The sequence below is a fragment of the Rhizobium sp. N621 genome (genome assembly GCF_001664325.1).
GTDB classification, from domain to species: Bacteria; Pseudomonadota; Alphaproteobacteria; order Rhizobiales; family Rhizobiaceae; genus Rhizobium; species Rhizobium esperanzae.
The window spans coordinates 730,980-756,717 of sequence record NZ_CP013495.1 but is presented as its reverse complement, the minus strand read 5'-3'; the positions used below and the strand labels follow the sequence as shown (position 1 = coordinate 756,717).

Here is a 25,738-nt window from a genome sequence, read left to right as displayed (position 1 = left end):
ATATCATGGCATCGCAGGAGATGTGGCAGAGCCCGATTGCGCCCGGGCTATCCTGGTATCAGGCAAGCGTCGGGGAGCGGCCGACCTACGCCGCTCTCGACGGCTCGAGGACATGTGACGTCGCCATTGTCGGCGGTGGCTATACCGGCCTGCAGGCCGCCTATAATCTCGCCAAATCAGGCGTTTCCGTCGTGCTGATCGAAGCCTGGCGCTTCGGAGACGGAGCGTCGGGGCGCAATGGCGGCCAGCTCGGCACCGGCCAGCGATGGTGGCCGGAAGAGCTTGAGGAAAAGATCGGCTACGAACGCTCGAAGGCGCTGTTCGATGTCGCCGAGGCGGCCAAGCGCCATCTTCTCGATTTTGCCCGGGAACATCAGATCGAGATCGATTATGTGCCCGGTCAGCTCAACGTCGCGCACAAGGCAAGCTACGAACGCGACTATCGTGAGAATGCCGAAATCGCCGCTGAGCGTTACGACTATCCGCATTTGAGCTTCATGGATGAGAAGGAAACACAGGAGCGGCTCGGCTCGAAGCGTTTCCGCTGCGGCGTGCGCGATGTCGGCACCGGCCATATTCATCCGCTGAAGCTGCTCATCGGGCTGGCGCGGGTGGCCTCCAACGCCGGCGCTTCCATCTTCGAGATGACCCCGGCAAAGGCGATCCGCCAAAGCGGCGGCAAGGTGACGATCGAAACCGAAAAGGGCACGATCACCGCCGACCGGGCGCTGATCGCCTGCAACGGCCATATCGGCAATCTGGAGCCGGTGACGGCAAGCCATGTCATGCCGATCCGCTCCTTCATCGGCGCCACCGTTCCGCTCGACGGCTATCCCGATGTGCTGCCGGGAGGCGAAGCCGTCGCCGATTCGCGCTTCGTCGTGCGTTATTTCCGTAAATTCGAAGGCCGTCTGCTGTTCGGCGGACGCGAGGCCTATACCGCCGACAATCCGCGAGACATTTCTCAGCATATCCGCCGGCAGATCAGAGAAATCTATCCCAACCTGAAAGACATCGAGATCACCCATGCCTGGGGCGGCAGCGTCGGCATCACCATGCCGCGCCAGCTTTTCGTGCGCGAGGTGATGCCTGGTGTCACTTCGATCGGCGGTTATTCCGGCCATGGCGTCATGCTGTCAAACTACTGTGGCAAGCTCTATGCGGAAACGGTGCTTGGCAAATCCGGCGATCTCGATCTGTTCAAATCGCTCGATATTCCCGCCTTTCCCGGTGGAGCCCGGATGCGGGCGCCGTTGCTTTTCCTCGCCTTGTCGTGGTTTGCGCTTCGCGACAAGTTTTAGTCCGATTGCGGATTTCCTCTCATTGAAATTCGCTCTAAAACCGGTGCCTGACAGATTCATTGCACTGCACACTGGCTTTTTTAAATCGATTAGATTAAAAGGGCCGCCAACCAGCCTGATTGAGAGACAAGCTCATGAGCAGCCAGATCATTCCCGTTGAGCCTTTTGATTATGTCGTCTTCGGCGGCAGCGGCGACCTTGCCGAGCGGAAGCTTTTGCCTGCGCTCTATCATCGCCAGATCGAGGGTCAGTTCACGGAACCGACCCGTATCATCGGCGCCTCGCGCAGCCCGCTTTCGCATGAGGAATATCGCAAGTTCGCCAAGGACGCGTTGAAGGAACACCTGAAGAAAGCCGAATACGACGACTCGGAAGTCGAGAAGTTCTGTGCCCGCCTTTACTACGTTTCGGTCGACGCCCGCACGGACACGGGCTGGGATCAGCTGAAGAAACTGCTCGACGAAAGCAAGGACCGGGTGCGCGCCTTCTATCTGGCGGTAGCACCCGGTATCTTCGGCGACATTTCGCAAAAGATCCACGATCACAAGCTGATCACCAGGTCGACCCGCATCGTTGTCGAAAAGCCGATCGGCCGCGACCTCGCCTCGGCGCTGCAGCTCAACGACACGATCGGCCGCGCCTTCAAGGAAGAGCAGATCTTCCGCATCGACCACTATCTCGGCAAGGAGACGGTGCAGAACCTGATGGCGCTGCGTTTCGCCAATGCGCTTTACGAGCCGCTGTGGAACGCCAACTATATCGATCATGTGCAGATCACCGTGGCGGAATCGGTCGGCCTCGAAGGTCGCGCCGGCTATTACGATACGGCCGGCGCGCTGCGCGACATGGTGCAGAACCACATTCTGCAGCTGCTCTGCCTGACGGCGATGGAAGTACCCTCGTCGATGGATTCGGAAGCCGTTCGCGACGAGAAGCTGAAGGTGCTGCGCGCCCTGAAGCCGCTCGATGCCTCCAATGTCGAGCAGGCGACGGTGCGCGGCCAGTATCGCGCTGGCGCTTCGGGCAGCGGCCCGGTCAAGGGTTATCTCGAAGAGCTGGAAGGCGGCGTCTCGAACACCGAGACTTTCGTCGCCATCAAGGCCGAGATCAATAACTGGCGCTGGGCGGGCGTTCCCTTCTATATCAGAACCGGCAAGCGGCTTACCGGACGCATGTCGGAGATCGTCATCACCTTCAAGCCGATCCCGCATGCGATCTTCGACCAGGCGGCCGGACGCATCGTCGCCAACCAGCTGATCATCCGACTGCAGCCGGATGAGGGCGTCAAGCAGTCGCTGATGATCAAGGATCCGGGTCCGGGCGGCATGCGGCTGCGCAACGTATCGCTCGACATGAGCTTCGCCCAGGCTTTCAATGTCCGCAATCCGGACGCCTACGAGCGCCTGCTGATGGACGTGATCCGTTCCAACCAGACCCTGTTCATGCGCCGCGACGAAGTCGAAGCGGCATGGAAATGGGTGGACCCGATCCTCAAAGGTTGGGAAACGACCGGCCAGCAGGTGCAGGGCTATACGGCCGGCACCTGGGGCCCGAGCCAGGCTATCGCGCTGATCGAGCGCGACGGCCGCACCTGGCATGACGACATCTAGGACGACATCGATGGCATCGACCCTGCATTCCTTCGCCAGTGCCGCAGACCTCGCCGGCAGCCTCGCCGATAAGGTCGCCGATACGCTTTCGGCGGCAATCGCCGCGCGCGGTGCGGCGTCCATCGCCGTTTCCGGCGGTTCGACGCCGAAGGCCTTCTTCCAGGCGCTTTCGACCCGCGACATCGCCTGGGACAAGGTGACGATCACGCTGGTGGACGAACGTTTTGTTCCGGCGGATAATGCCCGCTCGAACCATCTGCTGGTCGATGCCAATCTCTTGCAGAACAAGGCGAAGGCGGCGCGTTTCGTGCCGCTTTACCAGCCGGCAGCCTCGGTCGAGGAGGCCGCACGGCTTGCGACGGAAAAAAGCGCCGAGATCGGCATCCCCTTCGACGTCGTCATCCTCGGCATGGGCGGCGACGGCCACACGGCCTCGTTCTTCCCCGGCGGCAGCAATCTTGCCCGGGCGCTCGACGCGTCGACGCCGCGCAGCGTCATCACCATGGAAGCGGAAGGAGCCGGCGAGCCGCGCCTGACCTTCACCTTCTCCAGTCTTCAGGATGCCGCACTCCTGGTGCTCCATATCGAGGGCGAAGGCAAAAAAGACGTTCTCGCCAAGGCGGAAGGCAGCGGTGACGAGGCAGAAATGCCGATCCGCGCCGTTCTGCGCCGGGCCACTTCCCCGGTCGAGATCTACTGGGCTCCCTGATCGGCCCCAGACCCGGATCCGGATTTCAGGCCGGAGCCGCCGAAAGAGATAGAGACAACGAACAAGGCAGGGATTTTCCATGTCCGCTCATGCACGCATTTCTGCGATCACCGATCGCATCGTCGAACGCTCGAAGCCGACCCGCGAGCGCTACCTGGAACGCCTGCGCGCCGCGGCTTCCAACGGTGTGCAGCGTTCGGTGCTCGGCTGTGCCAACCTCGCCCACGGCTTCGCGATCTGTTCCCCCGCCGATAAAGACGCGCTCGCCGGCGATCGCATCCCCAATCTCGGCATCATCACCGCCTATAACGACATGCTCTCGGCCCACCAGCCGTTCGAGACCTATCCGGCGATCATTCGTGAGGCGGCCGCCGAGGCCGGCGGCGTCGCCCAGGTCGCCGGCGGCGTGCCCGCCATGTGCGACGGCGTCACCCAGGGGCAGCCGGGCATGGAGCTGTCGCTCTTCTCGCGCGACCTGATCGCCATGGCCGCAGGCGTCGGCCTGTCGCACAATATGTTCGATGCCGCCCTCTTCCTCGGCGTCTGCGACAAGATCGTGCCGGGCCTCGTCATCGCCGCACTTTCGTTCGGACATCTTCCGTCGATCTTCGTTCCCGCCGGGCCGATGACGACAGGCCTGCCGAACGACGAGAAGTCGCGCGTGCGCCAGCTCTTTGCCGAGGGCAAGGTCGGGCGCGCCGAACTCCTGGAGGCGGAATCGAAATCCTATCACGGGCCTGGCACCTGCACCTTCTACGGCACGGCCAACTCGAACCAGATGCTGATGGAGATCATGGGCTTCCACATGCCGGGCTCCTCCTTCATCAATCCCGGTACGCCGCTGCGGGAAGCGCTGACGCGCGAAGCCGCCAAGCGAGCCTTAGCGATCACCGCGCTCGGCAACGAATTCACGCCGGCCGGCGAGATGATCGACGAGCGCTCGATCGTCAACGGCGTCGTCGGCCTGCATGCGACCGGCGGCTCGACCAACCACACGCTGCACCTCGTCGCCATGGCGCGGGCAGCCGGCATCCAGCTCACCTGGCAGGACATCGCCGAACTCTCGGAAATCGTGCCGCTGCTTGCCCGCGTCTATCCGAACGGGCTTGCCGACGTGAATCATTTCCAGGCGGCCGGCGGCATGGGTTTCCTCATCAAGGAACTCCTGAAGCACGGGCTGGTGCATGACGACGTCAGAACCGTCTTCGGCCAGGGCCTTGAAGCCTATACGGTCGATGCCCGGCTCAGCGAGAACCGCACGGTGCTGCGCGAACCGTCGCCGGATAAGAGCCACGATCCGAAGGTGCTTTCCAGCATCGAGACGCCGTTCCAGGCGAATGGCGGGCTGAAGATGCTGCGCGGCAATCTCGGCAAGGCGGTCATCAAAATCTCGGCCGTCAAGCCGGAGCGCCATATCATCGAGGCGCCGGCGATCGTCTTTCACAGCCAGCAGGAACTGCAGGACGCCTTCAAGGAAGGCAAGCTCAACCGCGATTTCGTCGCCGTCGTTCGCTTCCAGGGGCCGAAGGCGAACGGCATGCCGGAGCTGCACAAGCTGACGCCGCCGCTCGGCGTGCTGCAGGACCGCGGCTTCCGCGTGGCGCTCCTGACCGACGGGCGCATGTCCGGCGCATCCGGCAAGGTGCCGGCGGCGATCCACGTCACGCCGGAAGCGGTCGATGGCGGCCCGATCGCCCGCATCCGGGACGGCGACATCATTCGCCTCGACGCGATCAAGGGCACGCTCGAAGTGCTGGTCGACGCAGCCGACATGGCCGAGCGCGAGCCGGTGAGCATCGATCTTTCCGACAATGAATTCGGCATGGGCCGTGAACTCTTTGCACCTTTCCGCCGCGCCGTCGGCGCTTCCGATCAGGGCGCCAGCGTGCTCTTCCACTGAGCGCAAACCAGTTTGAATAAACAAAACCCGCGGGGCGCCTGAAGCATCCCGCGGGTTTTTCTATGACCGGTCCGAGACTAACCGTCAGGCGCGGATATCGAGGACGTAATCCTTGTGCGCGGGGTGCGTGCTGTAGACGAAGATCTTGTTCAGCTCCTTCTGCGTCAGCAGGCGCAGGAAGCGAACCTCGATCGTATTGTTGGCGTTGACCTTCATCAGCAGGCAGCCGACCTTGGTAATGCGGGCATCCGGAATATCCAGATAGAACTGCTTCGGCAGGCTGAACTGGGTCAGGATTGCGAGAGTCGCGCTGCTCATCGAGATACGGACAATATCGCAGCGGCGCGAAGCCGCGTGCATGACGCCCTTTTCCGTATATTCGATGCGCGCGGCGTTCATTGTGTCCTCCATCTTGAACCGCGCCTCGCGGTCATACATGAAGGATTCTTCCTTGCTCAGGAAATGAGATCTTGGCTGTGACGGATTGGAAGCGGCCACTTGCTTATCCCCCTCATAAATTGACGAGGAAAAAGTAGCAGCCGATCTTTAACAGAACGTGAGAATTCGGTCCGCCAAGTATAATTCTGGGGATGATTACCCCAAAAATGGCGATCTCATTTCCGGTAGGTGTGGCCGCTCGCATCGAAGAGATGCAGCTTCTGCCGGTCGGCGGCAAAGCGCATCCTCTGGCCCTTATGGACATCATAAATGCCGGGCAGCTTGACGACGATCGGCTCGCCGGGGACCAGGCCTTCGATGTAAAGCAGCGTCACCTCGCCGAGCGCTTCGACGATCGAGACCTCGCCCTCGAAAACATAGTCGGCGCCGTCGGCGATCCTCAGATCTTCGGGACGGACGCCGAAGCTCGCCTGCCTGCCCTTCTCGGAGGCATCGGTCGCCACGTCTAATGTCACCGACATGCCGCCGGTCAGCGTCACGGTCGTCTGGCTGCCGGTCCCGGCGATCGTCGCGGGAATGATGTTCATGGCGGGCGAGCCGATGAATTTCGCAACGAAGAGGTTAGCCGGGCGTTCGTAGAGCTCCAGCGGCGCGCCGACCTGCTCGATATTGCCGGCCGACAGGACGACGATGCGGTCGGCGAGCGTCATCGCCTCGACCTGATCGTGGGTGACGTAGATCATCGTCGTATCGGCCATCTGCTCGTTGAGACGGGCAATTTCAATACGGGTGGCGACGCGCAGCGCGGCATCGAGGTTGGACAGCGGCTCGTCGAACAGGAAGACCTTGGGATCGCGGCAAATGGCGCGGCCGATCGCCACGCGCTGGCGCTGGCCGCCGGAGAGCGCCTTCGGGAGGCGGTCGAGATATTTGGTCAACTGCAGGCTCTCGGCCGCCGCGCGGACGCGGCGGTCGATCTCCTGCTTGCTTTCGCCGGCGATCTTCATGCCGAAGGCCATGTTGTCGTAGACGGTCATGTGAGGATAGAGCGCGTAGGACTGGAAGACCATGGCGATGCCGCGCTTCGAGGGCGGCACGTCATTGACGAGCTGGCCGTCAATATACATCTCGCCGCCGGTAATCGCCTCGAGACCGGCGATCATGCGCAGAAGCGTGGACTTGCCGCAGCCGGACGGACCGACGAAGACGATGAATTCGCCCTGCTTGATATCGAGGTCGATACCATGGAGAACATCCACGGAACCGTAGGATTTGCGGATGTCCTTCAGTGTCAGTCCAGTCATTTGTCACTCCCCTCCTGATCCTTAGGCGAGACGGGCGAAATACGCCCCCCAGGCCGGAATATCGATCTTGTCGCCATAGTTGTTGCTGGTAAAGCCATGGCCCGTCAATGCCTGCCATTCTCCCGCAGGCAGAGTGACGCCGGTCTCGGCCGGGCTCATGTTGAAGACGCAGAGCAGCTTCTCATCGGCGTATTCGCGGGTGAAGACCAGGCTGTCGCCCTGCGCCTCCTCGAATTCGATCTCACCCTTGGCAAAGGCCGGGTGCAGCTTGCGGAAGGCAATGAAGCGGCGATAGTGCTCGAGCACCGAAGTCTCGTCGCCATGCTGGACGTTGACGGCGCGCAGGATGTGCTCGACCGGCACCGGCAGCCAGGGCTTGACGGTTGAAAAACCGCCCTGGGCGACGTGGCTGTCCCAGACCATCGGCGTACGGCAGCCGTCGCGGCCCTTGAACTCCGGCCAGAACTGGATGCCATAGGGATCCTGCAGATCCTGATAGGCGAGATCGGCTTCCGTCAGAGCCAGTTCCTCGCCCTGATAGAGGCAGACGGAACCGCGTAGCGTCAAGAGCAGCGAGGCATAGAGCTTGGCGAAGGCGTCGTGATCGGCGACCAGCCCACCCCAGCGGCTGACGTGACGCATGACGTCGTGATTGGAGAAGGCCCAGCAGGCCCAGCCATCGGGGGCGGCAGCTTCGAAATCCTCCATCACCTCCTCGACGCGCTCCGGCGTCAGCGGATCGGGCGCCAGGAATTCGAAGGCATAACACATGTGCATCTTGTCGTTGCCGGAGGTATATTCGCCGACGATTTCGAGGCCGCGCTGGCTGTCGCCCACCTCGCCGACGGCGGCGATCGCCGGGAATTCCTCAAGCACCGCACGAAAGCGCTTCAGGAAGGCAAGGTTCTCCGGCCGGTTCTTGTCGTAGATATGCTCCTGGAAATTATAAGGATTGACCGCAGGCGCCGTCGATGCGTTGCGCCGCTCGGGTGCGAGCGCCGGATTGTCGCGCAAGAGCGGGTCGTGGAAATAGAAATTGATGGTGTCGAGGCGGAAGCCGTCGACGCCGCGGTTGAGCCAGAAGCGCACGACATCGAGCAGACGGTCCTGTACTTCCGGATTATGCAGGTTCATATCCGGCTGCGAGGTCAGGAAATTGTGCAGGTAATATTGCATGCGCGTCGGATCCCACGCCCATGCGGAACCGCCGAAGATCGACAGCCAGTTGTTCGGCGGCGAGCCGTCGGGTTTGGCGTCGGCCCAGACATACCAGTCGGCCTTGGCATTGGTCTTGCTGGAACGGCTCTGCACGAACCAGGGGTGCTGGTCGGAGCTGTGGGAGATGACGAGGTCGATCATCACCCGGACGCCGAGGCGATGGGCTTCTGAGATCATCGTATCGAAATCCACCAGCGTGCCGAAGATCGAATCGACATTCTCGTAATCGGAAACGTCGTAACCGAAATCGCGCATCGGCGAGGTGAAAAACGGCGAGATCCAGATCGCGTCAACGCCGAGGCTTGCCACATGCGGCAGGCGGGCGGTGATGCCCTTGAGGTCGCCGATGCCGTCGCCGTTCGAATCTTGGTAGGAACGCGGATAGATCTGATAGATCACCGCGCCGCGCCACCAGTCCTTGTCGGCGGTCAAGATCGATTGGGAAGCCACGTTCATGAGATATCCTGTTCGTCACATTTCGGGGGATTGTCAGCCGCCCTTGACCGAACCCGCCAGCAGACCACGCACCAGATAACGCTGCAGTCCGAAGAAGACCAGCAGCGGCACGACGATAGTGACGAAGGCCGACGCCGTCAAAATCTCCCAATTGCCGCCGCGCGAGCCGAGCAGCGCGTTCAGCCTGCCGGTCAGCACGAGGTGATCCTGGTCGGTGCCGAGGAAGACCATGGCGACGAGCAGGTCGTTCCATACCCACAGGAACTGGAAAATGGCGAAGGAGGCGAGTGCCGGGAAGGACAAGGGCAAAACGATACGAACGAAGATCTCGAAGTCGCTTGCGCCGTCGACGCGGGCGGATTCGATGATCTCCTTCGGCAGGCCGGCGATATAGGCCCGCAGAAGAAAAATGGCCAGCGGCATGCCGAAGGCGGTATGCGCGAACCAGATACCGGGATAGGTCTTCGACGGCTGGCCGAGCATATTGCCGATCTCGTTGTAGAGGCGAAGCAGCGGAATCAGGGACATCTGCAGCGGCACGACGATGAGGCCGACGACGAGCGCAATCAGCAGCCCGCGGCCGGGAAACTCCATCCAGCTCAAGGCATAGGCGGCAAAAGCGGCAATCAGGATCGGGATGATCGTTGCCGGGATCGTCACCGTCAGCGAATTGATGAAGGACTGACCGATGCCTTCGCCGGTCAGAACCGTCTTGTAGTTCTGCAGCGTGAACTCCGGTGGCGCGGAGACGGACACGTACATGCGCCGCGGCCGCTCGTCAGGCGAAAAGGCCGTGTTCTTCATGTAGCGATAGCTGCCGTCGCTGTTGATCTGCAGGCTCTCGCCATCGCCGAGATCGGCGGTCTCACCGGCTTCAAAAGCGGCCGGCTGCTGTACGCGGTTGCCGAAGGCCTTTACGGAGCGGCCGGTCTGCCCTTCCAGTACATTGCCTGAAATGACGTAAGTGGCGCCTTCCTGCTGTTGCTGATCCGGCGTGCCCAGGCGGACGGCGATGGTCTGGGTCGAGCCGGCAAAGGCCGTCCACCAGCCGGAGACGACGATCTGGTCCTTGTCGCGCAGCGCGCTGACGAAGATGCCGAGCGTCGGGATCAGCCAGATGATGACGATCAGCAGAACGGCAAGGTGAACGAAGAGACGGGCGGGGCCGATCTTGAAGTAGCTTCCGACAGCGGTCATCTCAATGGCCCTTCAGTTCGCGGTTGGCGCGGCGCACGTTCCAGATCATGATCGGCGTGACGGCGAGCATGATGATGATGGCGATGACGGCGCTTCGGCCGGAATCGCCGCCGCCGCGGAACAGCCAGTTGAACATCAGGTTCGCCAGCACCATCGTCTGCCACTGGCCGTTGGTCATGGTCAGCACGATGTCGAAGACCTTGAGGACGAGGATGGTGATCGTCGTCCAGACGACGGCGATGGTGCCCCAGACCTGCGGCACCATGATGCGCCAGAAGATCTGCCAGCCATTGGCGCCGTCGATGACGGCGGCCTCGATCGTCTCCTCGGGGATGCCGCGTAGCGCCGCCGACAGGATAACCATGGCAAAACCGGTCTGGATCCAGATCAGGATGATCATCAAGAAGAAATTGTTCCAGAAGGGTACCGAAATCCAGACTTCGGGCGTGCCGCCGAACAACTGGACGATTGCGTTCAACAGGCCGATCTGGACGTCGTTACCGCCGCGATATTCATAGATGAATTTCCAGATGACCGAGGCGCCGACGAAAGAGATCGCCATCGGCATGAAGACGATGCTCTTGGCAATATTGCCCCACCAGATGCGATCGGTCATCACGGCGATGACCAGGCCGAAGAAGGTGCAGGCGGCCGGTACGACGGCGAGCCAGAGGATGTTGTTGAAGATCGACTGGCGGAATTCGCGGTCGCCGATCGCCCATTTGTAATTGGCCACGCCGACGAATTGCTGGCCGGTGCGGTCGTAGAAGGAGAGAATGAAGGTGGCGACGACGGGGTAGACGAGATAGACGAAAAGCAGGAAGAGCGCCGGGCCGAGAAACAGCCATGGCCGGATGACCGCGCGCCGGTTGAGATTGCGCGAGGCGGCGCGGATGTCGCCATCCTTGACCGGCAGAGCGAAGTCCAGGATCTTGTTCGAAAAATAGAAATAGGCCGAGCACGCGACAACGGCGGCGACCACGACGCCCAAAGCGGACACTATCTGCAACAGCATTACGTCCCTCCCCTGCTTCCCCTGATCTTATTCCGGCCGGTTTTCATTCTGACGGGTCAAGGCCGATCACCGGCAATATGCTTAGTCACAATATACCCGCGATGGCCGGGCTCTTTGCGAACCCGGCCAGTCATGCAGGCCATGCCGCCGGCAAACCGGCGGCATATCTGAACGATTACTTGATGCCGTCCCAGGCGCTCTGGATTTCGCCGGCAGCTTCTTCTGCGGACTTGCCGCCGACGAAATCGACCATGCCCGTCCAGAAGGCGCCGGCGCCGATTTTGCCCGGCATCAGGTCGGAACCGTCAAAGCGGAAGGTGGTGGCGGACGTCAGGATCTCGCCTTCCTTCTTCATCTGCGGATTGGCATAGGCGTCGGTGCTGACGCCCTTGTACGGCGTCAGGAAGCTCGACTGCGCCATCCAGACCTCATGCGCGATCGGGGTCTTCAGGAAGTCGATGAAGGCACGGGCCGCCTTCGAATCCTTGGTGATCGAGACGAGCGTGCCGGCGCCGAGAACCGGCTTGCCGAGGTCGGCATGCGAGGCGTAGGTCGGCATATAGAAGAAGTCGGCATCCTGGCCGAGCTTCGTGCCTTCGGGGAAGAAGGACGGGATGAACGAGGCCTGATGGTGCATGTAGCACTTCGGCGGAACGGCGAAGAGGCCCTTCGGGCTGTCGCGGAAATCGGTCGAAGCCACGGCCGCGACGCCGCCATCGACGTATTTCTCGTTCTTGGCGAACTTGCCGAACTCGTCGATCGCGGCAACGACGGCCGGATCGGTGAACTTCAGCTCGTTGGTCGTCCACTTGTCGTAGGCTTCCGGCGGCTGGGTACGCAGCATGATGTCTTCGACCCAGTCGGTCGCCGGCCAGCCGGTGGCGCCGCCGGAACCGAGACCGATGCACCAGGGAACGCCGCCGTCCTTGACGATCTGATCGGTCAGGGCATGCAACTCTTCCATGGTCGTCGGGATCTTGTAACCAGCTTCCTCGAAGTTCTCCGGCACATACCAGACAAGCGACTTGACGTCAGCCTTGTAAGGGAAGGCGTAGAAGGCTTCCTTGCCGTCCTTGCCCTTGTAGGTGCCGTAACCGACCCAACTGTCGCCGGCGCCGTAATTGTCCTTGATCCACTTGGAATTGTCGTCGCCGAGCGGCGTCAGGAAGCCCTTGCCGGCGAGATCGGCCAGAAGGCCCGGCTGCGGCAGAACGGCGATATTCGGGGGCGAGCCCGCCTGCGTGTCGATGACAATCTGCTGTTCGTAGTTTTCCGAAGAGGAGTATTTCGCGTCGATGCCGGTCGCTTCGGTGAAATAGGCGAGAACGCTCCTGAAGAACGCCTCGTCCTCGCCGCGCCACGGCCCGAAGATCGTCAGCGGCTGACCCTTCAGATCCGCGTGCGCGGCCTTGAATTCGTCATAGCTCTTCCAGTTGAACTTGGAATCCTGTCCCGGGGCAAATTTCAGATCGGCCGCGGACGCAGCACCGGCAAACAGCGCCGCAACGGCAACGCCCATCAAAAATGACTTTTTCATGTGATCAACCTCCCATCACAATCCCAACCGCGCCGAATTCCTCGCAAAAAGAAATTTCAAAGCGCTTTGACACCCAACTCATTTCACTTTCAGTGGAACGGAGTCAAGTCATTTCACGAAAATCCCCTGTGAGCTGGGGGAATATCGCGGCGCCGCGGCGCCTACCGGGGAAATATGGAGCGATTTTTCTTGAGTCAAGCGCGCGAGATGATACATAATTAAAAGCGCTTTGGACGCCATTTGGAGGCAGGAGGCCTTTTAGAGCGGCTGACGGCGGGCCGGGAGGAAGCATAGCAGGTGAATCTCAAACAGCTATCGGAATTGCTTGGGCTTTCGCAGACGACGGTAAGCCGGGCGCTCAACGGCTATCCCGAGGTCAACGAAGCGACCCGGGAGCGCGTGCTTCAGGCCGTCAAAGAAACCGGGTACCGGCCGAACAAGGCTGCCCAGCGGCTTGCGACCGGCAAGGCAGGCTCCATCGGCCTCGTCATGCCGACGGCGCCTGGCCATCAGTCCGATGTGCATTTCGGCGAATTTCTGGCCGGACTCGGCGAGGAGGCCGTGCGCCACGATTTCCATTTCGTCATCATGCCTTCCGATCCGGATGACGAGGTGGCGGCGCTCCGGCGGCTTGCGATCAGCGGCAATGTCGACGCGCTGTTCATTGCCTATATGCGCGGTCACGACCCGCGGCTCGCCATGCTGAAATCGCTCTCCATGCCCTATGTCGTGCACGGCCGCTCCTTCGGCGCGGAGCCGGATTATCCCTATCTTGACATCGACAATGAAGGGGCCTTCTACGACGCGACGCGGCTCTTGCTGCAGCTCGGCCATACGCGTTTTGCCTTGATGAACGGACCGATGCATCTCGATTTCGCCATCCGCAGAAGGAACGGCGTCATCTCAGCCCTTGCCGAACGCGGCCTCACGCTCGAGGAGGACTGCATGAGCCACGCGCTGATGACAGACGAACAGGGCCTGCTGGCGATGGAACGGTTCCTGCACCTGCCGGAACGGCCGACGGCGATCCTCTGCTCCAGCACGGTGATGGCGCTCGGGGCGATCCGCGCGGTTAACCAGGCGGGATTGCGGCTCGGCGAGGATATTTCGCTGATCGCCCATGACGACGTGCTGCCGCTCTTGAAGCCGGAAAACTTCTCGGTGCCGCTGACGACGACACGCTCCTCGCTGCGGGCGGCGGGTGTGCGCATCGCCCAGCGGCTGATCGGCACGGTGAAGCAGGCCGGCCCCTTCCCCGAACAGGAGCTGTGGAAAACCGAACTGATCGTCAGGGCCTCGACCGGGCCTGCCCCGCAGCAATCATAATCAGAACTGCGGCGGCGTTTGCCCTGCAGCGCGATGAGCGGCGATGACGGTGTTGGCCATCAGCATGGCGATGGTCATCGGACCGACGCCGCCGGGAACGGGGGTAATGGTGCTGGCGATCTCGGAGACTTCGCGGAAGGCGACGTCGCCGACCAGCCGGGTCTTGCCCTCGCCCTTCTCAGGAGCCGGCACACGATTGATGCCGACGTCGATGACCGTCGCCCCTGGCTTCACCCAATCGGCCTTGACCATCTCCGGCCGGCCGACGGCGGCGACCAGAATATCGGCATTGCGGCAGACCTCGGCGAGGTTCTTGGTTCTGGAGTGAGCCATCGTCACCGTCGCATTGGCATTGAGCAGCAATTGCGCCATCGGCTTGCCGAACAGGTTGGAACGGCCGATGACGACAGCATTGAGCCCGGAGAGATCCTCGCCGTGGGTGCGGCGGACGAAGACCATGGCGCCGGCCGGCGTGCACGAGACCAGACCGGTCTTCAGGTCGCCGGTGGCGAGCTTGCCGGCATTGACGACGCTGAGGCCGTCGACATCCTTTTCCGGCAGGATCGACTGGATGATCGGTTCGCTGTCGAGCGGCTTCGGCAAGGGCAATTGCACCAGGATTCCGTGGATCGACGGATCGGCGTTGAGGGTGGCGACGAGGCCTGCCAGTTCCTCCTGCGTCGTTTCGGCCGGCAGCGTGTGCTGCACGGATTTGAAACCGCATTCCTTGGCCATCCGGCTCTTGGAGCCGACATAGGCGTGGCTTGCCGGATCGTCGCCGACGATGATGACCGCAAGGCCGGTCGTGACGCCGCTCGCCTTTTCCAGCGCTGCCGTCGCACTCTTGACCGTCTGAATTACCGATGCAGCTACGTTCTTGCCGTCGATTACTGTCGCCACGCGTCTCTCCGCCCTGTTTCGCGTCAATCTATGGATAGTTGACGAGCGTCAAATGCCCGCTAACGCCCTATCCTGTCGGAAAGCGGCAAGGCAATATCAAATTTGCAAGGAAATGTTCGTTCAGCGCCGCGGTTGCCGCGTTTCCATCACGTGAACACGAAGCCGATCCCGCAGGCCCGAGATTTCGGAGCGCAGCAGCTCGATCTCGTCGACCGCCGCCGGGGCCGGCACGGGCGATGGCGGCGGAGAAGCAACGGGCGGAGACGCCAGCAATTCCGTTGCCGGAGACGCGACGGATTTGCGCAAAGACAGCAGGAAAGCCAGGGCAAGACCGATTGCCAGGCCTGTGGCGGCGCCGGCAAGCGCGCGGCCGGTCAGACCGTCCGTTGCCGATATCGCCGACGCCAGCGGCGGCTTCAGCGTGGTCATATGACCGTCGTCGGCTGCCCCCGATGCGGACGCCGCCTCTTCCAGCCGCGAGCGCGCAGCATTCGCCTTCTCGCGCAGCTCGGTCAGCCGCGACAGATCGACGCCGGTATCCCGGCTTTGGGCGATCAGAGTGTTGCGGCGATCGTTCAGGCCCTTGCGCGCATCGACCGCGGCCTTGGCGGCGGCATTGGCAGCCTGGGCGAGCCGGGCAAGCTCCTTGCCCATATTCTCCTTGAGGCCGTCGGTTTCGGCCTGCTGCTGCAGCAGGCGCGGATGGCGGGGCCCGAGTTCGGCGGAAAGCTGGGCAAGCGCCGTCCTGGCGAGGGCATATTTGTCGCGCCAGTCCTGCAACGCGGGCGAAATCATATCGGAGGAGAGCGAACCATCGAGCACATCGGCAAGTTTTGCGGCCTTGAGCTGGTCGGCCTTCGCCTTGGCGGCAAGGATGCTCTCCTCGGCCTCTTTCAGATCGGCATCGAGCCGGTCGATCTGGCGGCGAAGTTCGATTGCCACCTTGACGTTGCCTTCGCCGCTCTTTGCCGTGAAGGCGGCAAGCTCCGCCTGAGCCTCGTCATAGGCCTTGCGCAAAACCGCGTCGGATTCGGGGTTGCCGCCTCGTGCGTCTCCGCCCGCTGCCTCGGCAAGCCTTGCGGCGATGCGGGTGGATTTGGCACCGTCGCCGGTCGTCACCCGCACCCGGATCGTGCCGGCGGCCGCATCGGGCACGATCTCGACTGCATGTTTCAGCGCCGCCTCGGCGCGCGAGGTCGGATCGGCGGCAGTACCGGTCGCCGAGAGAAGATCGAACACAACGGCGAACGCATTGGCGCCCGTGCCGACGAATTCGGGATCGCGATCAAGCTTCAGGGTGGCGACCGTCGACGCAACCACGCGCGCCGACACCAGTCCCTTCGCCGCAGCCTGCGTGAGAGCGGCGCGGCTTGCGGCGTCCGTTTTCACGGCAAGCGTCGTTTCGGCGCGGTAGAGGGCAGGCGCAGCCTGCATCAGCATCGGCAGACCGGCGCCCAGGATCGTTGCGGCAGCGACCGTTGCCGCAAAGCCGGCCTTTCCCGCGCGGCGTTCCGGCGCTGCCGGCCGGGGCTCGAGCGGTTCCTGATGAATTACGGTGAGCGGTTCGACCGAAATCGCCGGGACGCCGGCGGAAGCCACCGGCTCCTCATATCGCGCTGGTTCCGGCGGAAGACGGTGACCGACATCATTGGCAGCCCGGAGGCGGTTGCCGAGAATGGTTTCGATGCGGTCGACGAGCGGCGCCTCGGGCACCGCCTTCATGCGCTGCTCTTCCAGCACACGGCCGATGGCGCGCAGCAGGTCGGCTTCGGGCGGGGCGATATCCGGTCCGCTCAATCGGGGCTGCCGATAGGGATCGTCATCTGCGCGCGGCCTTGCGGCTACCCGATCAAGAAAACTGATTCTGGCCCTGCTATCGTACATTGCGCCACATCTCATGCACATGTTGGCCAAATTCGCTCATCCGCAGGAAAGCAGATGATTAAGCCACTCTAAATTTTCATGGCAAAGAAATGGTTAACCGCCGCCGGCAAGAATTGCGGTCCGTTCCTCGATAGGCTGCTTACGCGTCGAACCGCGGACGCTGCAGGCTCAACTCGCCTTCCTACGGTCGACCGGCGGCTGCACGACGCTGCGGGGCTCTTCCGGTTGGCCGAGAATTCTTTCGCGCCGGCGGAAGCGGTAGCGCAGGACATGAAATAGGAAGACCGGAATGCCGACGATGTAGCGCCGCCAGAGGCGTGCGGGCTCCTGTATCAGGCGATAGGCCCATTCCAGACGCATCATCCGCACGGTCTTCGGCGCTCGCGGCACGGCGCCGGAAATGAAGTCGAAGAGAGCGCCCACCGTCAGCACCAGGCGCGCATGGTCGGCACGGATATTGTCGTGAACCCATTTCTCCTGCAGCGGCGTTCCCATGCCGACGATCAGAATGTCGAGTTTCTGGCGCTCGACCTCCAAGATGACATCAGTGGAGTCGACCTTGTCGAAAAAGCCGTCGGAAATAACGACAAATTCATGCCAGGGCGTGTGCTTGCGGAAATTTTCCGCCGCCGCCTCGATGACCGAGCGCTTGCCGCCGATCAGGCCGATGCGGCGTGGGGCCTCCATGAAGGTGAGGAAGGCCGGTACGAAATCCGTGCCGTTCAAGTTGGCGGGAAACGGCGCGCCATGGGCGATCTTTGAAGCGATGTTGAGGCCGATGCCATCAGGCAGCACCAGATTGTGCGACATGATCCGGTAATATTCATCGTCCCGCAGCGCCGTCAGCATGTTATGGGCGTTGACGAAGCAAACCACGGTCTGACCGACGGGAATGGAGGCGAGCTCGTTGATGAAAACGAGGGCATCGTCCCAGCCGAGGTCGCAGACCGGCAGATCGAAGATCGTCCGCCGGGACGCAAGCACCGCGAAGTTTGCAATCAAATTCATTCCTACCTCCTGCCGAGGGTGCGTCATGTGCCCGACATCCCGGAAAATAAGCCCATATTCCGCACCCCGGAGGTCTCGAAAGGACCGGTCGCGTCACGCATGGAACAACCTCGCCCCGATCGCGGAAACGACGCATGCCAAGCTGTGCCACCTGATATAACAGGACGGTTTCAAACAACCCTTAGGAAAATTCTTTGGATTTTGATGCTCGTATAAGTAGTTTATTAACCAAAGGCGGCCCAACGACAAACGGCGCCCGAAGGCGCCGTTGCTGCATCGATAATCCGTTGTTTCAATGGGCGGCCGGGGCCGGTGCTCCCTCGGCTGGTGCGCCTTCGATGATCTTGACCGGTGCGCCGAGCTTCTTCGGTTGACCGGCAGAGTTTTCCTTAACCTCTTCCTTGGAGAGATAATCGAGCTGCTCCAGCATCACGTCGGCGACATACTCGCCGCCGAGGCGCTCGTTCATGCCCTTCCTGATCTCCTCGCGAAAGGCTTTCGGGTCGAAAGATTTGATGTGGGCAAGATCGACCATCTTGTTGCCGACGAGCAGGCTGAAAAGTTCGTCGGTCGTCATCTCGGTCAGCGGCAACGTCACGCCCTTCAGCATGTCCTTGTTCATCATGAAGGAAATGCGGCCGAGAAAATAACCGGTGATCGCACCGTCGCCGATGACCGGCACAGTGATCGTTTCGCCCTTCACCAGTTCGAGCGCGCTCTGCTTGGAATCCGTTGCCGCGGGTGCCGGCGCCGTCGCCAGGTACACCGAAAAATAGACCGATGCCAGGGTGATGGCGCAAACCCAGATACCGGTGAGGACGAGCTTGACCATCAGTTTCCACGCGCGGCGAATTGTTCCTGGGAATAGGTGCCGTCGGCGTCGGCGTCCTGAACCGCATTCTTCAGGAGGTCGGCCACGGCACGAACCGCTTCGAGATGCGCCTCGACACGCCGGGCGTTCAGAACCAGCTTCTTTTTCAGGCCGTGCAGCTGATCGAGATGGGCAGCGGCAAGCTCGGCCGGATCGGTATCGCGGAAAAGCATCGACAGCTCGTAGAGGCAACGGCTCTTATGGGCGTTGGAGACCTTGAGGTCGAACTGCGGATCGTTGCCGATCCGGGTGTTCTCATTGTCGATGATCATCTCGAGGCGTCCGAGAACGGATTTGATCCTGTATTCGTTCGAAACTATTTCCATTGTGCCCTCGGTTATGTGTCGCTTAGAGCATGATGCCGAAAAGTGTGCGTGGTTTTCGGACGACATCATGCTCTAACTAATAATTGAGAACAGGATTCAGATTTTAGGCCAACAGGCCCAAATCATCCTGTTCTATCGGTCTTGGAGTCGGCGGTCGGCGTGCCGAAAGTCCTGCGCTGGAAGTCATCGATCATGCTGAGCGCAGTGTTGCGGTCGCGATCATCGGTCGCGGCATTGACGATCTTGCCTTCCTGGCGGCGCAGCTGCTCGCTGTACATCTGCTTGGCGATGCCGATGCCATCGCCCTTGGCCATGGTGTTGCCGAGCTGCTCGGCCATCATGCCCTTCCAGATATCGCCGGTCGCGCCCTTGCCGTAGACGTCCTCGCTCTCGCTCGGCAGCATCGACTTGACGAAGTTCTGCAGCACCATGGCCTCGAACTTCCGGTAGCTTTCCGGAACCTCCTCGGTCTTGGTGCGGTTCTGGATGTTGGAGAGGCCGCTCTTCTGGCCGACATGATCGAGAACGTCGACCGTATTGGAGAAGCCCTTGCCATTCTCGGCGAGGCTCGTCGCGGCAAAGGCCGCACGATTTGCCTTCAATTTTTCCTGGGCTGCTTGAACCTCCATGGGGTCGGCAGCTTTGACCACGTCCAGGACCAGATCACTGGGGGGCGAAATAGCCACGTTACAATCCTCTGAATTAAGATCGCAACGATTATGGTTTTTGAAGCTTGCTGGAGGCTGGCGTTGCGAATTGCTGATCGATTACATCGTAAACGGCATTGTCGTCGGCCTCGCGGCGCTCGGCGTCCAAGGCCTCTTTCATGCCCTCTTCCAGCCGATCGGCCTTGGCGCGTTCGCGCGACAGCCGCATCTCGTGGATCTGCTGCATGCCGGTCAGCTGCTGATCCTTGATGGTGAGCCTGCCGAATCGATCGGCATAATTCTGTGAGAAAGCGTGGTGGACGGGATCCATCGAGCCGAGCGCGACGATGACGTCGTCCATCGCCGCATTGACCTCGATGCGTTGACGGCTGGTTTCGGCGAGATCGTTTTCCGCCATCCTTTCGATATGCCGCTGCACCGACAGGAGGCGCTTGAGCTTCTGGGAACGGCTCTTCTCGATCATGACAGCCTCATCGCCCGATGTAGATCGAACTGAAAGCCTGGCCGAACTGGCTGATCAGCGCCGCAATCGAGATGTAAAGCAGGAAGAGCCCGCCCATCAGGAGATAGGGCGTGGAAATGAAATAGACCGGGATCTGCGGCGCCAGCTTGTTGATGAAGCCGATCGAGACGTTAAAGATCATGCCGTAGATCAGAAAGGGGCTCGACAGCCGCAGCATGATGTAGGTCGTCTGCTCGAGCGTGTCGGTGAAGGAAATCAGCGTCGCTCGCATCTGCGTCAATCCGCCGAAGGGCATGGTCGTGTAGGAATCGATCAGCGCGCGGAAGACGATGTGATGGAAATCCATGATGAAGAGAATCATGATGCCGGCAAAGGTGATGAAGGCGGAAAGGCTGGTCTCGGGCGTGTCTTCGATGACATCGGCCGAACCCGGTTGGGTATAACCGACCATCATGGCGAGGATCGTCGCGGCGAATTGCATGCCGAGCGTATAGAGCCTGGCCAGCATGCCGTACATCACGCCGATCAGTGATTCGCTGAAGATCAGGCCGATATAGGTTCCTGATCCCGTGTGGACGGCGGGATAAACAGTGTCCCAGAGCAGCGGCATGACGGCGATCGACAGCGCGAGAGCAATGAAGACGCGCAGCTGCTCGGGCACGCGCGCCGAGGAAAAACCCGGAAGAACCAGCACACAGCCGCCGATCCGGCAGAAAACCAGAAACAGCGCAAGAACCGTCCCTTGCGGGTCTGTTATCATGAAATCGAGCCCAAAATCTTTATCTCGATGCCCTTGGCCAATTCGACATGCGACAGGACCGGGAGCGTGGCGAACAGCCGTTCGATGATCATGCGCACATAGGAGCGTGTTTCCGGCGACGTGACAAGGGCGAATGGCAGGCCGCGGTCCATGAACTCACGGATAACTTTGCTGGCCTGCTCGCTGAACTCCTCCAGGCTGCGCGGATCGATGTCGAATTCGATTACCTCGCCCTTGGCATCGCGCTTCAGCGCCTGGTGGAAGGCGAGATCCCACTTGCTGCCGAGCCTGAGCACACGCAGGACCCCATTGTCGGCGAGATCGCCGCAGAGCTGCTGGGCCATGCGGATGCGGACATGCTCGACGATCTGCTCGGTCTTCCTGACATGCGGGGCGAGCTCGGCCACCGCTTCGAGGATGAGATGCAGGTTGCGGATCGACACGCGCTCGGCAAGCAGGAGCTTGAGCACCGCCTGCAGGCCGGAATAGGACATGTGCGACGAGCAGATCTCGTCGGCGAGCTTCTTGTATTCCGGGTCGAGGCGATCGATTAGCACCTTGACGTCCTTATAGGACAGAAGCTGAGGCAGGTTGTTGCGAATGACCTCGCTCATGTGGGTCAGCACCACCGAGACGTTGTCGATCGGCTGGAAACCCTCACGTTTCAGATCGTCGGCGAAGTTTTCGAGGATCGAGACCGCCGGCATGCCGAAAGCGGGTTCGCGGATTTCATCACCCGGAATGCTGGGCTTGCGACCGGCGCCGGTGACGACCAGGACTTCCCCGACACGCAGCAGATTGGATGCGACCGTCGTGCCGTGGATGCGGATCTGATAGGATTTCTCGGCGATGGCGATGTCGTCCGTGACCTTGATTTCCGGCACGACGAAACCGTATTGGGTGGCGAACTTCTTGCGCATCTTGCCGACGCGGAACGCCAGTTCCTGGTGAGCGCCGAGCAGGCGGGTCGAGACCATCTTGCCGAGCGCGAGCTCGATTTCGGAGGTGCGCAGCACTGACTTGACCGAATCCTTCTCCAGCTCCTTGCTCTGGACGACCTTCTTTTCCTCCTGTTCGCGGCGAAGCTTGTTTTCAGCCTCGACCTGCCGCGGAATGAACCAGGCGCCGAAGGCGAGAAGACCGCCGAGGACGGTGAAGGGAATGGTAGGCAGGCCCGGCATCAGCCCGAGAACGAACATCAAGACGGCCGAGACGGAGAGCGCGCGGGGATAGCCGCTCAGCTGGTTGACGACGGCCTGGTCGGTGGAGCCGGTCGTGCCGCCGCGCGACACCAGAAGGCCGGCCGCGAGCGAAACGATGAGGGCCGGCATCTGCGAGACGAGGCCGTCGCCGACGGAGAGCTTGACGAAAACGTCGGCCGCTTCGCCGATCGGCATACCGTGGCGGAAATAGCCGATGATGATGCCGCCGAAGACGTTGATCGCGGTGATGATGAGACCGGCGACGGCATCGCCGCGCACGAATTTCGACGCACCGTCCATCGCGCCGAAGAAGGAACTTTCCTCCTCGAGCTCCTTGCGCCGGCGCTGGGCTTCCTTTTCGTCGATAATGCCGGCCGAGAGATCCGCATCGATCGACATCTGCTTGCCAGGGATGGCGTCCAGGGTGAAACGCGCGCCGACTTCGGCGATACGCGTGGCACCCTTGGTGATGACGATGAAGTTGATGGTGATGAGGATCAGGAAGACGATCAGACCGATAACGAAGTCGCCGGACATGACGAGACTGGCGAAACCGGCAATGACGCCGCCGGCCGCATCGTGGCCCTCGTTGCCGTGGGACAGGATGACGCGGGTCGTCGCGATGTTGAGCGCCAACCGTGTCATCGTCGCGATCAGCAGAATGGTCGGAAAGGACGAGAAGTCGAGCGGCTTCTGGATCCACAGCGCGACCATCAGGATCAGCACCGAGAAGGCGATCGAGAAGGCCAGCCCCATATCGATCAGGAACGGCGGGATCGGCAGGAAGAGAATGCAGATGATGCCGATGATGCCGAGGGCAAAACCGATATCGCGCAGGCTCGGGGCGACTTTCGGAAGGGGAAGTGCAGGTGGTTGCGCCATGACGATTCCGTCTCTTCATGAGAGGAGGCGGACATGGGTCCGCCCAATTCGGATCGAGAATTAAATGGCGAAGCTTGCGCGAAGGTGGCTGAGAAGCGGTTCAGCTTTTCGTGGAGGCGTAGAACCGCTGCGCACTTTTGCAGGAATGCTCTAGAAGCCGGACTGGATGCGCGAAAAGACGAGATTGGTGAAAATGGAGATCTGCGAGCCGACGAAGGGGGCAGTGATTCCGACCACGACGAGCACCGCGACGATCTTCGGCACGAAGGTCAGTGTCGCTTCCTGCACCTGGGTCAGCGCCTGGATCAAGGCAATGACGAGACCCACCACCATCGCGGCGAGAACCGCCGGACCGGAGGCAATCAGGACCGTCCAGATTGCGGCCTGGAACAGATCCAATGCGTCAGCTTCATTCATCTGAAGGCAACCTCATATCGCCTCGAAGCAGCCCCGCCATAACAGGGCTGCGATTGATCTGGTTTGTCGGGCGCGCTGGCAGCCCCTTGCGTCAGGAGCTGCTGCTCGGCGCCTCGTCGGCAACAGTGATTCCCGCCTGCACGAGTATCTTATCGCCATCCGTGGTCGTCGCAATGATGCCGTCGGAATAAACTTTGACGGAATCGATGACGCCTTTGACGGTGCCGTCGGCGCTTTCCATATATTTGCCGACATAGCTGCTGGCCTGGGTCAGGCTCGAGCTTGCCAGAAGCGTATCCAGTTTGGTGTTGGTCTGGATCGTCTGCTCGACCTGCGAGAAGGTCGCAAGCTGAGCGACCTGCTCGCTTGCATCCATCGGATCGGTCGGATCCTGGTTCTTCATCTGCGCGATGAGCAGCTGAAGGAAATTGTCGTAGTTCAGCGTCGCCTTGCTCTGAGACGAGCTCGAGCTCGTCGAGGTCGAACTCGTCACGCTTGACGTTGCGTCTACCGCCATGGTGCGATCTCCCTGCGAATCTGCTCGACCATCGTTGGCGGCAGTTCGTGATTGTTGAGGATATTGTCTTCGATCGCGTAAAGACCGCGGATCGCCTTCAAGGCATCGAAGGCGCGGCCGGTCGACACAAGCGCGTCGATCCGCTTCAGCTCAGCGAGGATCTCTTCGTTCTTGAAGCAGGTGAGCAGCATGGTGATCGACTTGCGGAACATCGCCGTCGAGTGGTCCTTGCCCTCGGGATTGATGAGGATCATCTGCGCGATGAAATAGAGCTGGCGCAGGGGCGTCGTTGCGCCTTCCGGCTGGAGAACGTGATTCTCGAGAAGGAACGTCACATCGTTCAGGAATTCCAGCGCGACCTTGCGGTCGACACGCAGGACGGCGCCGTTGATGAAGATTCTTTCTCCGGCTTTCAGAGAAATTCGAAGTGTACTTTTCATTTAAGTCCATCCCTGATGATGGTGGTAACGTCGATGATGCCCTGGTAGTTATTAGACAGACGTTTTCTGATCCTGTCGCATTCCTTCAATATCCAGATCGCAATCGAGATGAGGTTGGCCCTGAGCTGGATGTCCAGCTGGTTTTCCGGATGTTTCAGATCCTCGATAAAGCTGATCCACACCCGGCGCGTATAAAACAGGGCTTCGATGGCTTCCCGACCGTATTTTTCCTTGTCGCGCGCCAACGCCAGCAGTTCTATGGACCGGTCAAGAACCTGCCATTCCCGCTCTTTCGCGTCGGCCACCGAGTCCTGCATGACTTCGGCATACGAGAACTGATACATTCATGCATCCTTCTTTATATTGCGCGCCTTTGCTCATCAAAGGTAGTTCACGAGACTCAACTGCTGGATCTTCGAGACGATCGTGTAAGCGGTTTCAAGCTGCGTTTCCAAAGTCTTGACGAGAGTCGAGGCTTCGTACGGGTCGACGCCCTGAAGATCGACCAGCTTATTCTTGATAATGTTCGACTGGGCATCGAGAGCGTCGTTGGACTTCTTGACGCGCTCCTGGGAGAGGCCGAGCTGGCTTGCCTGTGTCACCAGACCGCTTGTGGCCTTGGCCGTGTAGCTGATGGCCTGCTTGGACACCGTCGTCATTGCATCGGTGCTGAGGTCCTGCCCGAGCAGCGCGGTGGTCATGACCGAGGCAAGCGCCATATAACGCATGCCTTCGGAATTGGCATTGGTCGAGGATTCGATCACTTCCGAGTTGCTGATGCGGCTCGTCATGTTCTGGCTCGATGCCTGCGACCAGCCGGTCGTCGTGTTGGTCCAGTTCGCTTCGCTGAACATCGGCTCGACCGTCGACGTGATGAAGGTCTCCATTTCATCGCCGGTGAGGTCGCTGACGCCCTTGCCGAGGCCGGTCGCATAAGTGTTCAGCGCAGTCACGATGGCGGCGCTCGTAGCGGTCGTCTTGTCGGTGAGCGGCTGGACGTCGGTATTAATGCCGGAAAACAGATATTCCCCGTTCACCATGGTGTTGGCCGTGTCCATCATGGTCGAAAGTGCGCTGGTCGCCGACTGAATGGCGACGGTGATACTGCCCGGGTCGTGGCTGCCCTGCAGCGCCGTCAGCTTCGAAACGAGGCCGTCGCCGACGTCCTTCATCTTGGAAAGGCCGAGCTGCGAGGATTCCATGCGTGCGCTGACAAGCGAATTGCTTGATTTGATCGAGTCTATCCTGTCGGTCTCGCGGGTGAAATCCACGCTTCTGGCCGCATTGCCACCGAGCGAGACGCCGATATCCGCATAGACTCCCGTCGTCGCTTCCATCGTCGCCTTCGTCATCTGGTTCTGCGCCTGACGGATCGTCAACCGCATCGCATTCTGAATGGCCGAACTTGAAATAAATGAGCTCTTCATG

25 protein-coding genes are annotated in these 25,738 nt (G+C 61.0%); 5 read left to right on the top strand and 20 right to left on the bottom strand.

Annotated features, from left to right (window positions below; translation table 11 throughout):
• Window positions 1-5 precede the first annotated feature (5 nt).
• The 4 genes from AMK00_RS03730 (at window position 6) to edd (ending at window position 5,520) form a co-directional block, all read left to right on the top strand.
• Window positions 6-1,301 (top strand): NAD(P)/FAD-dependent oxidoreductase, encoded by a 1,296-nt coding sequence (locus tag AMK00_RS03730; protein WP_064811633.1) that lies wholly within the window; start codon window positions 6-8, stop codon window positions 1,299-1,301.
• Between the two features lie 134 nt (window positions 1,302-1,435).
• Entirely contained in the window at window positions 1,436-2,911 is a 1,476-nt protein-coding gene (gene zwf, locus AMK00_RS03725) for a glucose-6-phosphate dehydrogenase (protein ID WP_064809612.1), read from the top strand.
• Window positions 2,912-2,921: 10 nt separating this feature from the next.
• The gene (gene pgl, locus AMK00_RS03720; RefSeq protein ID WP_064809611.1) at window positions 2,922-3,620 is read left to right on the top strand and encodes a 6-phosphogluconolactonase; all 699 of its coding nucleotides are present in this window, start codon (window positions 2,922-2,924) and stop codon (window positions 3,618-3,620) included.
• Between the two features lie 79 nt (window positions 3,621-3,699).
• Window positions 3,700-5,520, top strand: coding sequence for a phosphogluconate dehydratase (gene edd / locus AMK00_RS03715; RefSeq protein ID WP_064809610.1), 1,821 nt, complete (start codon window positions 3,700-3,702; stop codon window positions 5,518-5,520).
• A gap of 84 nt (window positions 5,521-5,604) precedes the next feature.
• Here the strand turns inward: edd and AMK00_RS03710 are convergent, their stop codons facing one another.
• The 6 genes from AMK00_RS03710 to AMK00_RS03685 all read right to left on the bottom strand — a co-directional run bounded on the left by AMK00_RS03710 (window position 5,605) and on the right by AMK00_RS03685 (window position 12,646).
• A complete protein-coding gene (locus AMK00_RS03710) occupies window positions 5,605-5,958 on the bottom strand; it encodes a hypothetical protein (protein WP_020920408.1) in 354 nt (117 codons plus the stop codon).
• A 176-nt stretch (window positions 5,959-6,134) separates the two neighbouring features.
• On the bottom strand, window positions 6,135-7,223 hold the full coding sequence (locus tag AMK00_RS03705; RefSeq protein WP_064809609.1) for an ABC transporter ATP-binding protein: 1,089 nt from the start codon (window positions 7,221-7,223) through the stop codon (window positions 6,135-6,137).
• A 21-nt stretch (window positions 7,224-7,244) separates the two neighbouring features.
• Window positions 7,245-8,897 carry a beta-galactosidase BglA gene (bglA, locus tag AMK00_RS03700; RefSeq protein WP_064809608.1) on the bottom strand — a complete coding sequence of 551 codons (1,653 nt, stop codon included), beginning with the start codon at window positions 8,895-8,897 and terminating at the stop codon, window positions 7,245-7,247.
• A gap of 33 nt (window positions 8,898-8,930) precedes the next feature.
• Complete coding sequence (locus AMK00_RS03695) at window positions 8,931-10,094, bottom strand: carbohydrate ABC transporter permease (protein WP_064800711.1); 1,164 nt, start codon at window positions 10,092-10,094, stop codon at window positions 8,931-8,933.
• A 1-nt stretch (window position 10,095) separates the two neighbouring features.
• The gene (locus tag AMK00_RS03690; RefSeq protein ID WP_064809607.1) at window positions 10,096-11,109 is read right to left on the bottom strand and encodes a carbohydrate ABC transporter permease; all 1,014 of its coding nucleotides are present in this window, start codon (window positions 11,107-11,109) and stop codon (window positions 10,096-10,098) included.
• Window positions 11,110-11,284: 175 nt separating this feature from the next.
• Window positions 11,285-12,646 carry an ABC transporter substrate-binding protein gene (locus tag AMK00_RS03685; protein WP_064800709.1) on the bottom strand — a complete coding sequence of 454 codons (1,362 nt, stop codon included), beginning with the start codon at window positions 12,644-12,646 and terminating at the stop codon, window positions 11,285-11,287.
• 297 nt (window positions 12,647-12,943) lie between these two features.
• Here AMK00_RS03685 and AMK00_RS03680 point away from each other — a divergent pair, with 297 nt between their 5' ends.
• Window positions 12,944-13,972 carry a LacI family DNA-binding transcriptional regulator gene (locus tag AMK00_RS03680; protein WP_064809606.1) on the top strand — a complete coding sequence of 343 codons (1,029 nt, stop codon included), beginning with the start codon at window positions 12,944-12,946 and terminating at the stop codon, window positions 13,970-13,972.
• On the opposite strand, the gene folD is transcribed toward AMK00_RS03680, so the two are convergent.
• The 14 genes from folD to AMK00_RS03610 all read right to left on the bottom strand — a co-directional run bounded on the left by folD (window position 13,973) and on the right by AMK00_RS03610 (window position 25,737).
• Window positions 13,973-14,872, bottom strand: a complete 900-nt coding sequence (gene folD, locus AMK00_RS03675; RefSeq protein ID WP_064800707.1) for a bifunctional methylenetetrahydrofolate dehydrogenase/methenyltetrahydrofolate cyclohydrolase FolD — start codon at window positions 14,870-14,872, stop codon at window positions 13,973-13,975. It lies immediately after the preceding gene.
• Window positions 14,873-14,992: 120 nt separating this feature from the next.
• A complete protein-coding gene (locus AMK00_RS03670; RefSeq protein ID WP_064809605.1) occupies window positions 14,993-16,756 on the bottom strand; it encodes a hypothetical protein in 1,764 nt (587 codons plus the stop codon).
• 168 nt (window positions 16,757-16,924) lie between these two features.
• The gene (locus AMK00_RS03665; protein WP_064809604.1) at window positions 16,925-17,764 is read right to left on the bottom strand and encodes a WecB/TagA/CpsF family glycosyltransferase; all 840 of its coding nucleotides are present in this window, start codon (window positions 17,762-17,764) and stop codon (window positions 16,925-16,927) included.
• A gap of 292 nt (window positions 17,765-18,056) precedes the next feature.
• Window positions 18,057-18,596, bottom strand: a complete 540-nt coding sequence (locus AMK00_RS03660; protein ID WP_064800704.1) for a hypothetical protein — start codon at window positions 18,594-18,596, stop codon at window positions 18,057-18,059.
• Window positions 18,596-18,961 (bottom strand): hypothetical protein, encoded by a 366-nt coding sequence (locus AMK00_RS03655; protein ID WP_003556590.1) that lies wholly within the window; start codon window positions 18,959-18,961, stop codon window positions 18,596-18,598. Before AMK00_RS03655 ends, AMK00_RS03660 begins: the two co-directional genes overlap by 1 nt.
• 122 nt (window positions 18,962-19,083) lie before the next feature.
• A complete protein-coding gene (locus AMK00_RS03650; RefSeq protein WP_064800703.1) occupies window positions 19,084-19,647 on the bottom strand; it encodes a rod-binding protein in 564 nt (187 codons plus the stop codon).
• A 31-nt stretch (window positions 19,648-19,678) separates the two neighbouring features.
• Window positions 19,679-20,092, bottom strand: a complete 414-nt coding sequence (locus tag AMK00_RS03645) for a hypothetical protein (RefSeq protein ID WP_064800702.1) — start codon at window positions 20,090-20,092, stop codon at window positions 19,679-19,681.
• Window positions 20,093-20,099: 7 nt separating this feature from the next.
• A complete protein-coding gene (gene fliR, locus AMK00_RS03640; protein ID WP_064800701.1) occupies window positions 20,100-20,852 on the bottom strand; it encodes a flagellar biosynthetic protein FliR in 753 nt (250 codons plus the stop codon).
• Entirely contained in the window at window positions 20,849-22,936 is a 2,088-nt protein-coding gene (gene flhA, locus AMK00_RS03635) for a flagellar biosynthesis protein FlhA (protein ID WP_064809603.1), read from the bottom strand. Before flhA ends, fliR begins: the two co-directional genes overlap by 4 nt.
• A gap of 150 nt (window positions 22,937-23,086) precedes the next feature.
• On the bottom strand, window positions 23,087-23,353 hold the full coding sequence (gene fliQ / locus AMK00_RS03630; RefSeq protein WP_011424049.1) for a flagellar biosynthesis protein FliQ: 267 nt from the start codon (window positions 23,351-23,353) through the stop codon (window positions 23,087-23,089).
• Window positions 23,354-23,444: 91 nt separating this feature from the next.
• Window positions 23,445-23,870 carry a flagellar hook assembly protein FlgD gene (gene flgD / locus AMK00_RS03625; protein ID WP_064809602.1) on the bottom strand — a complete coding sequence of 142 codons (426 nt, stop codon included), beginning with the start codon at window positions 23,868-23,870 and terminating at the stop codon, window positions 23,445-23,447.
• Window positions 23,861-24,310 (bottom strand): flagellar biosynthesis repressor FlbT, encoded by a 450-nt coding sequence (flbT, locus tag AMK00_RS03620; RefSeq protein ID WP_012482697.1) that lies wholly within the window; start codon window positions 24,308-24,310, stop codon window positions 23,861-23,863. The genes flgD and flbT overlap by 10 nt, the downstream gene beginning before the upstream one ends.
• Complete coding sequence (gene flaF, locus AMK00_RS03615; protein WP_064800698.1) at window positions 24,307-24,654, bottom strand: flagellar biosynthesis regulator FlaF; 348 nt, start codon at window positions 24,652-24,654, stop codon at window positions 24,307-24,309. Before flaF ends, flbT begins: the two co-directional genes overlap by 4 nt.
• Window positions 24,655-24,690: 36 nt before the next feature.
• Window positions 24,691-25,737 carry a flagellar hook-associated family protein gene (locus AMK00_RS03610; RefSeq protein ID WP_064800697.1) on the bottom strand — a complete coding sequence of 349 codons (1,047 nt, stop codon included), beginning with the start codon at window positions 25,735-25,737 and terminating at the stop codon, window positions 24,691-24,693.
• Window position 25,738: the final 1 nt, after the last annotated feature.

Bases quoted from the DNA above. Each gene is read 5' to 3' on its own strand.
- AMK00_RS03730 (WP_064811633.1), top strand. From the start codon at position 6: ATGGCATCGCAGGAGATGTGGCAGAGCCCGATTGCGCCCGGGCTATCC.
- zwf (WP_064809612.1), top strand. From the start codon at position 1,436: ATGAGCAGCCAGATCATTCCCGTTGAGCCTTTTGATTATGTCGTCTTC.
- pgl (WP_064809611.1), top strand. From the start codon at position 2,922: ATGGCATCGACCCTGCATTCCTTCGCCAGTGCCGCAGACCTCGCCGGC.
- edd (WP_064809610.1), top strand. From the start codon at position 3,700: ATGTCCGCTCATGCACGCATTTCTGCGATCACCGATCGCATCGTCGAA.
- AMK00_RS03710 (WP_020920408.1), bottom strand. From the start codon at position 5,958: ATGTATGACCGCGAGGCGCGGTTCAAGATGGAGGACACAATGAACGCC.
- AMK00_RS03705 (WP_064809609.1), bottom strand. From the start codon at position 7,223: ATGACTGGACTGACACTGAAGGACATCCGCAAATCCTACGGTTCCGTG.
- bglA (WP_064809608.1), bottom strand. From the start codon at position 8,897: ATGAACGTGGCTTCCCAATCGATCTTGACCGCCGACAAGGACTGGTGG.
- AMK00_RS03695 (WP_064800711.1), bottom strand. From the start codon at position 10,094: ATGACCGCTGTCGGAAGCTACTTCAAGATCGGCCCCGCCCGTCTCTTC.
- AMK00_RS03690 (WP_064809607.1), bottom strand. From the start codon at position 11,109: ATGCTGTTGCAGATAGTGTCCGCTTTGGGCGTCGTGGTCGCCGCCGTT.
- AMK00_RS03685 (WP_064800709.1), bottom strand. From the start codon at position 12,646: ATGAAAAAGTCATTTTTGATGGGCGTTGCCGTTGCGGCGCTGTTTGCC.
- AMK00_RS03670 (WP_064809605.1), bottom strand. From the start codon at position 16,756: ATGTACGATAGCAGGGCCAGAATCAGTTTTCTTGATCGGGTAGCCGCA.
- AMK00_RS03665 (WP_064809604.1), bottom strand. From the start codon at position 17,764: ATGAATTTGATTGCAAACTTCGCGGTGCTTGCGTCCCGGCGGACGATC.
- AMK00_RS03660 (WP_064800704.1), bottom strand. From the start codon at position 18,596: ATGGTCAAGCTCGTCCTCACCGGTATCTGGGTTTGCGCCATCACCCTG.
- AMK00_RS03655 (WP_003556590.1), bottom strand. From the start codon at position 18,961: ATGGAAATAGTTTCGAACGAATACAGGATCAAATCCGTTCTCGGACGC.
- AMK00_RS03645 (WP_064800702.1), bottom strand. From the start codon at position 20,092: ATGATCGAGAAGAGCCGTTCCCAGAAGCTCAAGCGCCTCCTGTCGGTG.
- fliR (WP_064800701.1), bottom strand. From the start codon at position 20,852: ATGATAACAGACCCGCAAGGGACGGTTCTTGCGCTGTTTCTGGTTTTC.
- flhA (WP_064809603.1), bottom strand. From the start codon at position 22,936: ATGGCGCAACCACCTGCACTTCCCCTTCCGAAAGTCGCCCCGAGCCTG.
- fliQ (WP_011424049.1), bottom strand. From the start codon at position 23,353: ATGAATGAAGCTGACGCATTGGATCTGTTCCAGGCCGCAATCTGGACG.
- flgD (WP_064809602.1), bottom strand. From the start codon at position 23,870: ATGGCGGTAGACGCAACGTCAAGCGTGACGAGTTCGACCTCGACGAGC.
- flbT (WP_012482697.1), bottom strand. From the start codon at position 24,310: ATGAAAAGTACACTTCGAATTTCTCTGAAAGCCGGAGAAAGAATCTTC.
- flaF (WP_064800698.1), bottom strand. From the start codon at position 24,654: ATGTATCAGTTCTCGTATGCCGAAGTCATGCAGGACTCGGTGGCCGAC.
- AMK00_RS03610 (WP_064800697.1), bottom strand. From the start codon at position 25,737: ATGAAGAGCTCATTTATTTCAAGTTCGGCCATTCAGAATGCGATGCGG.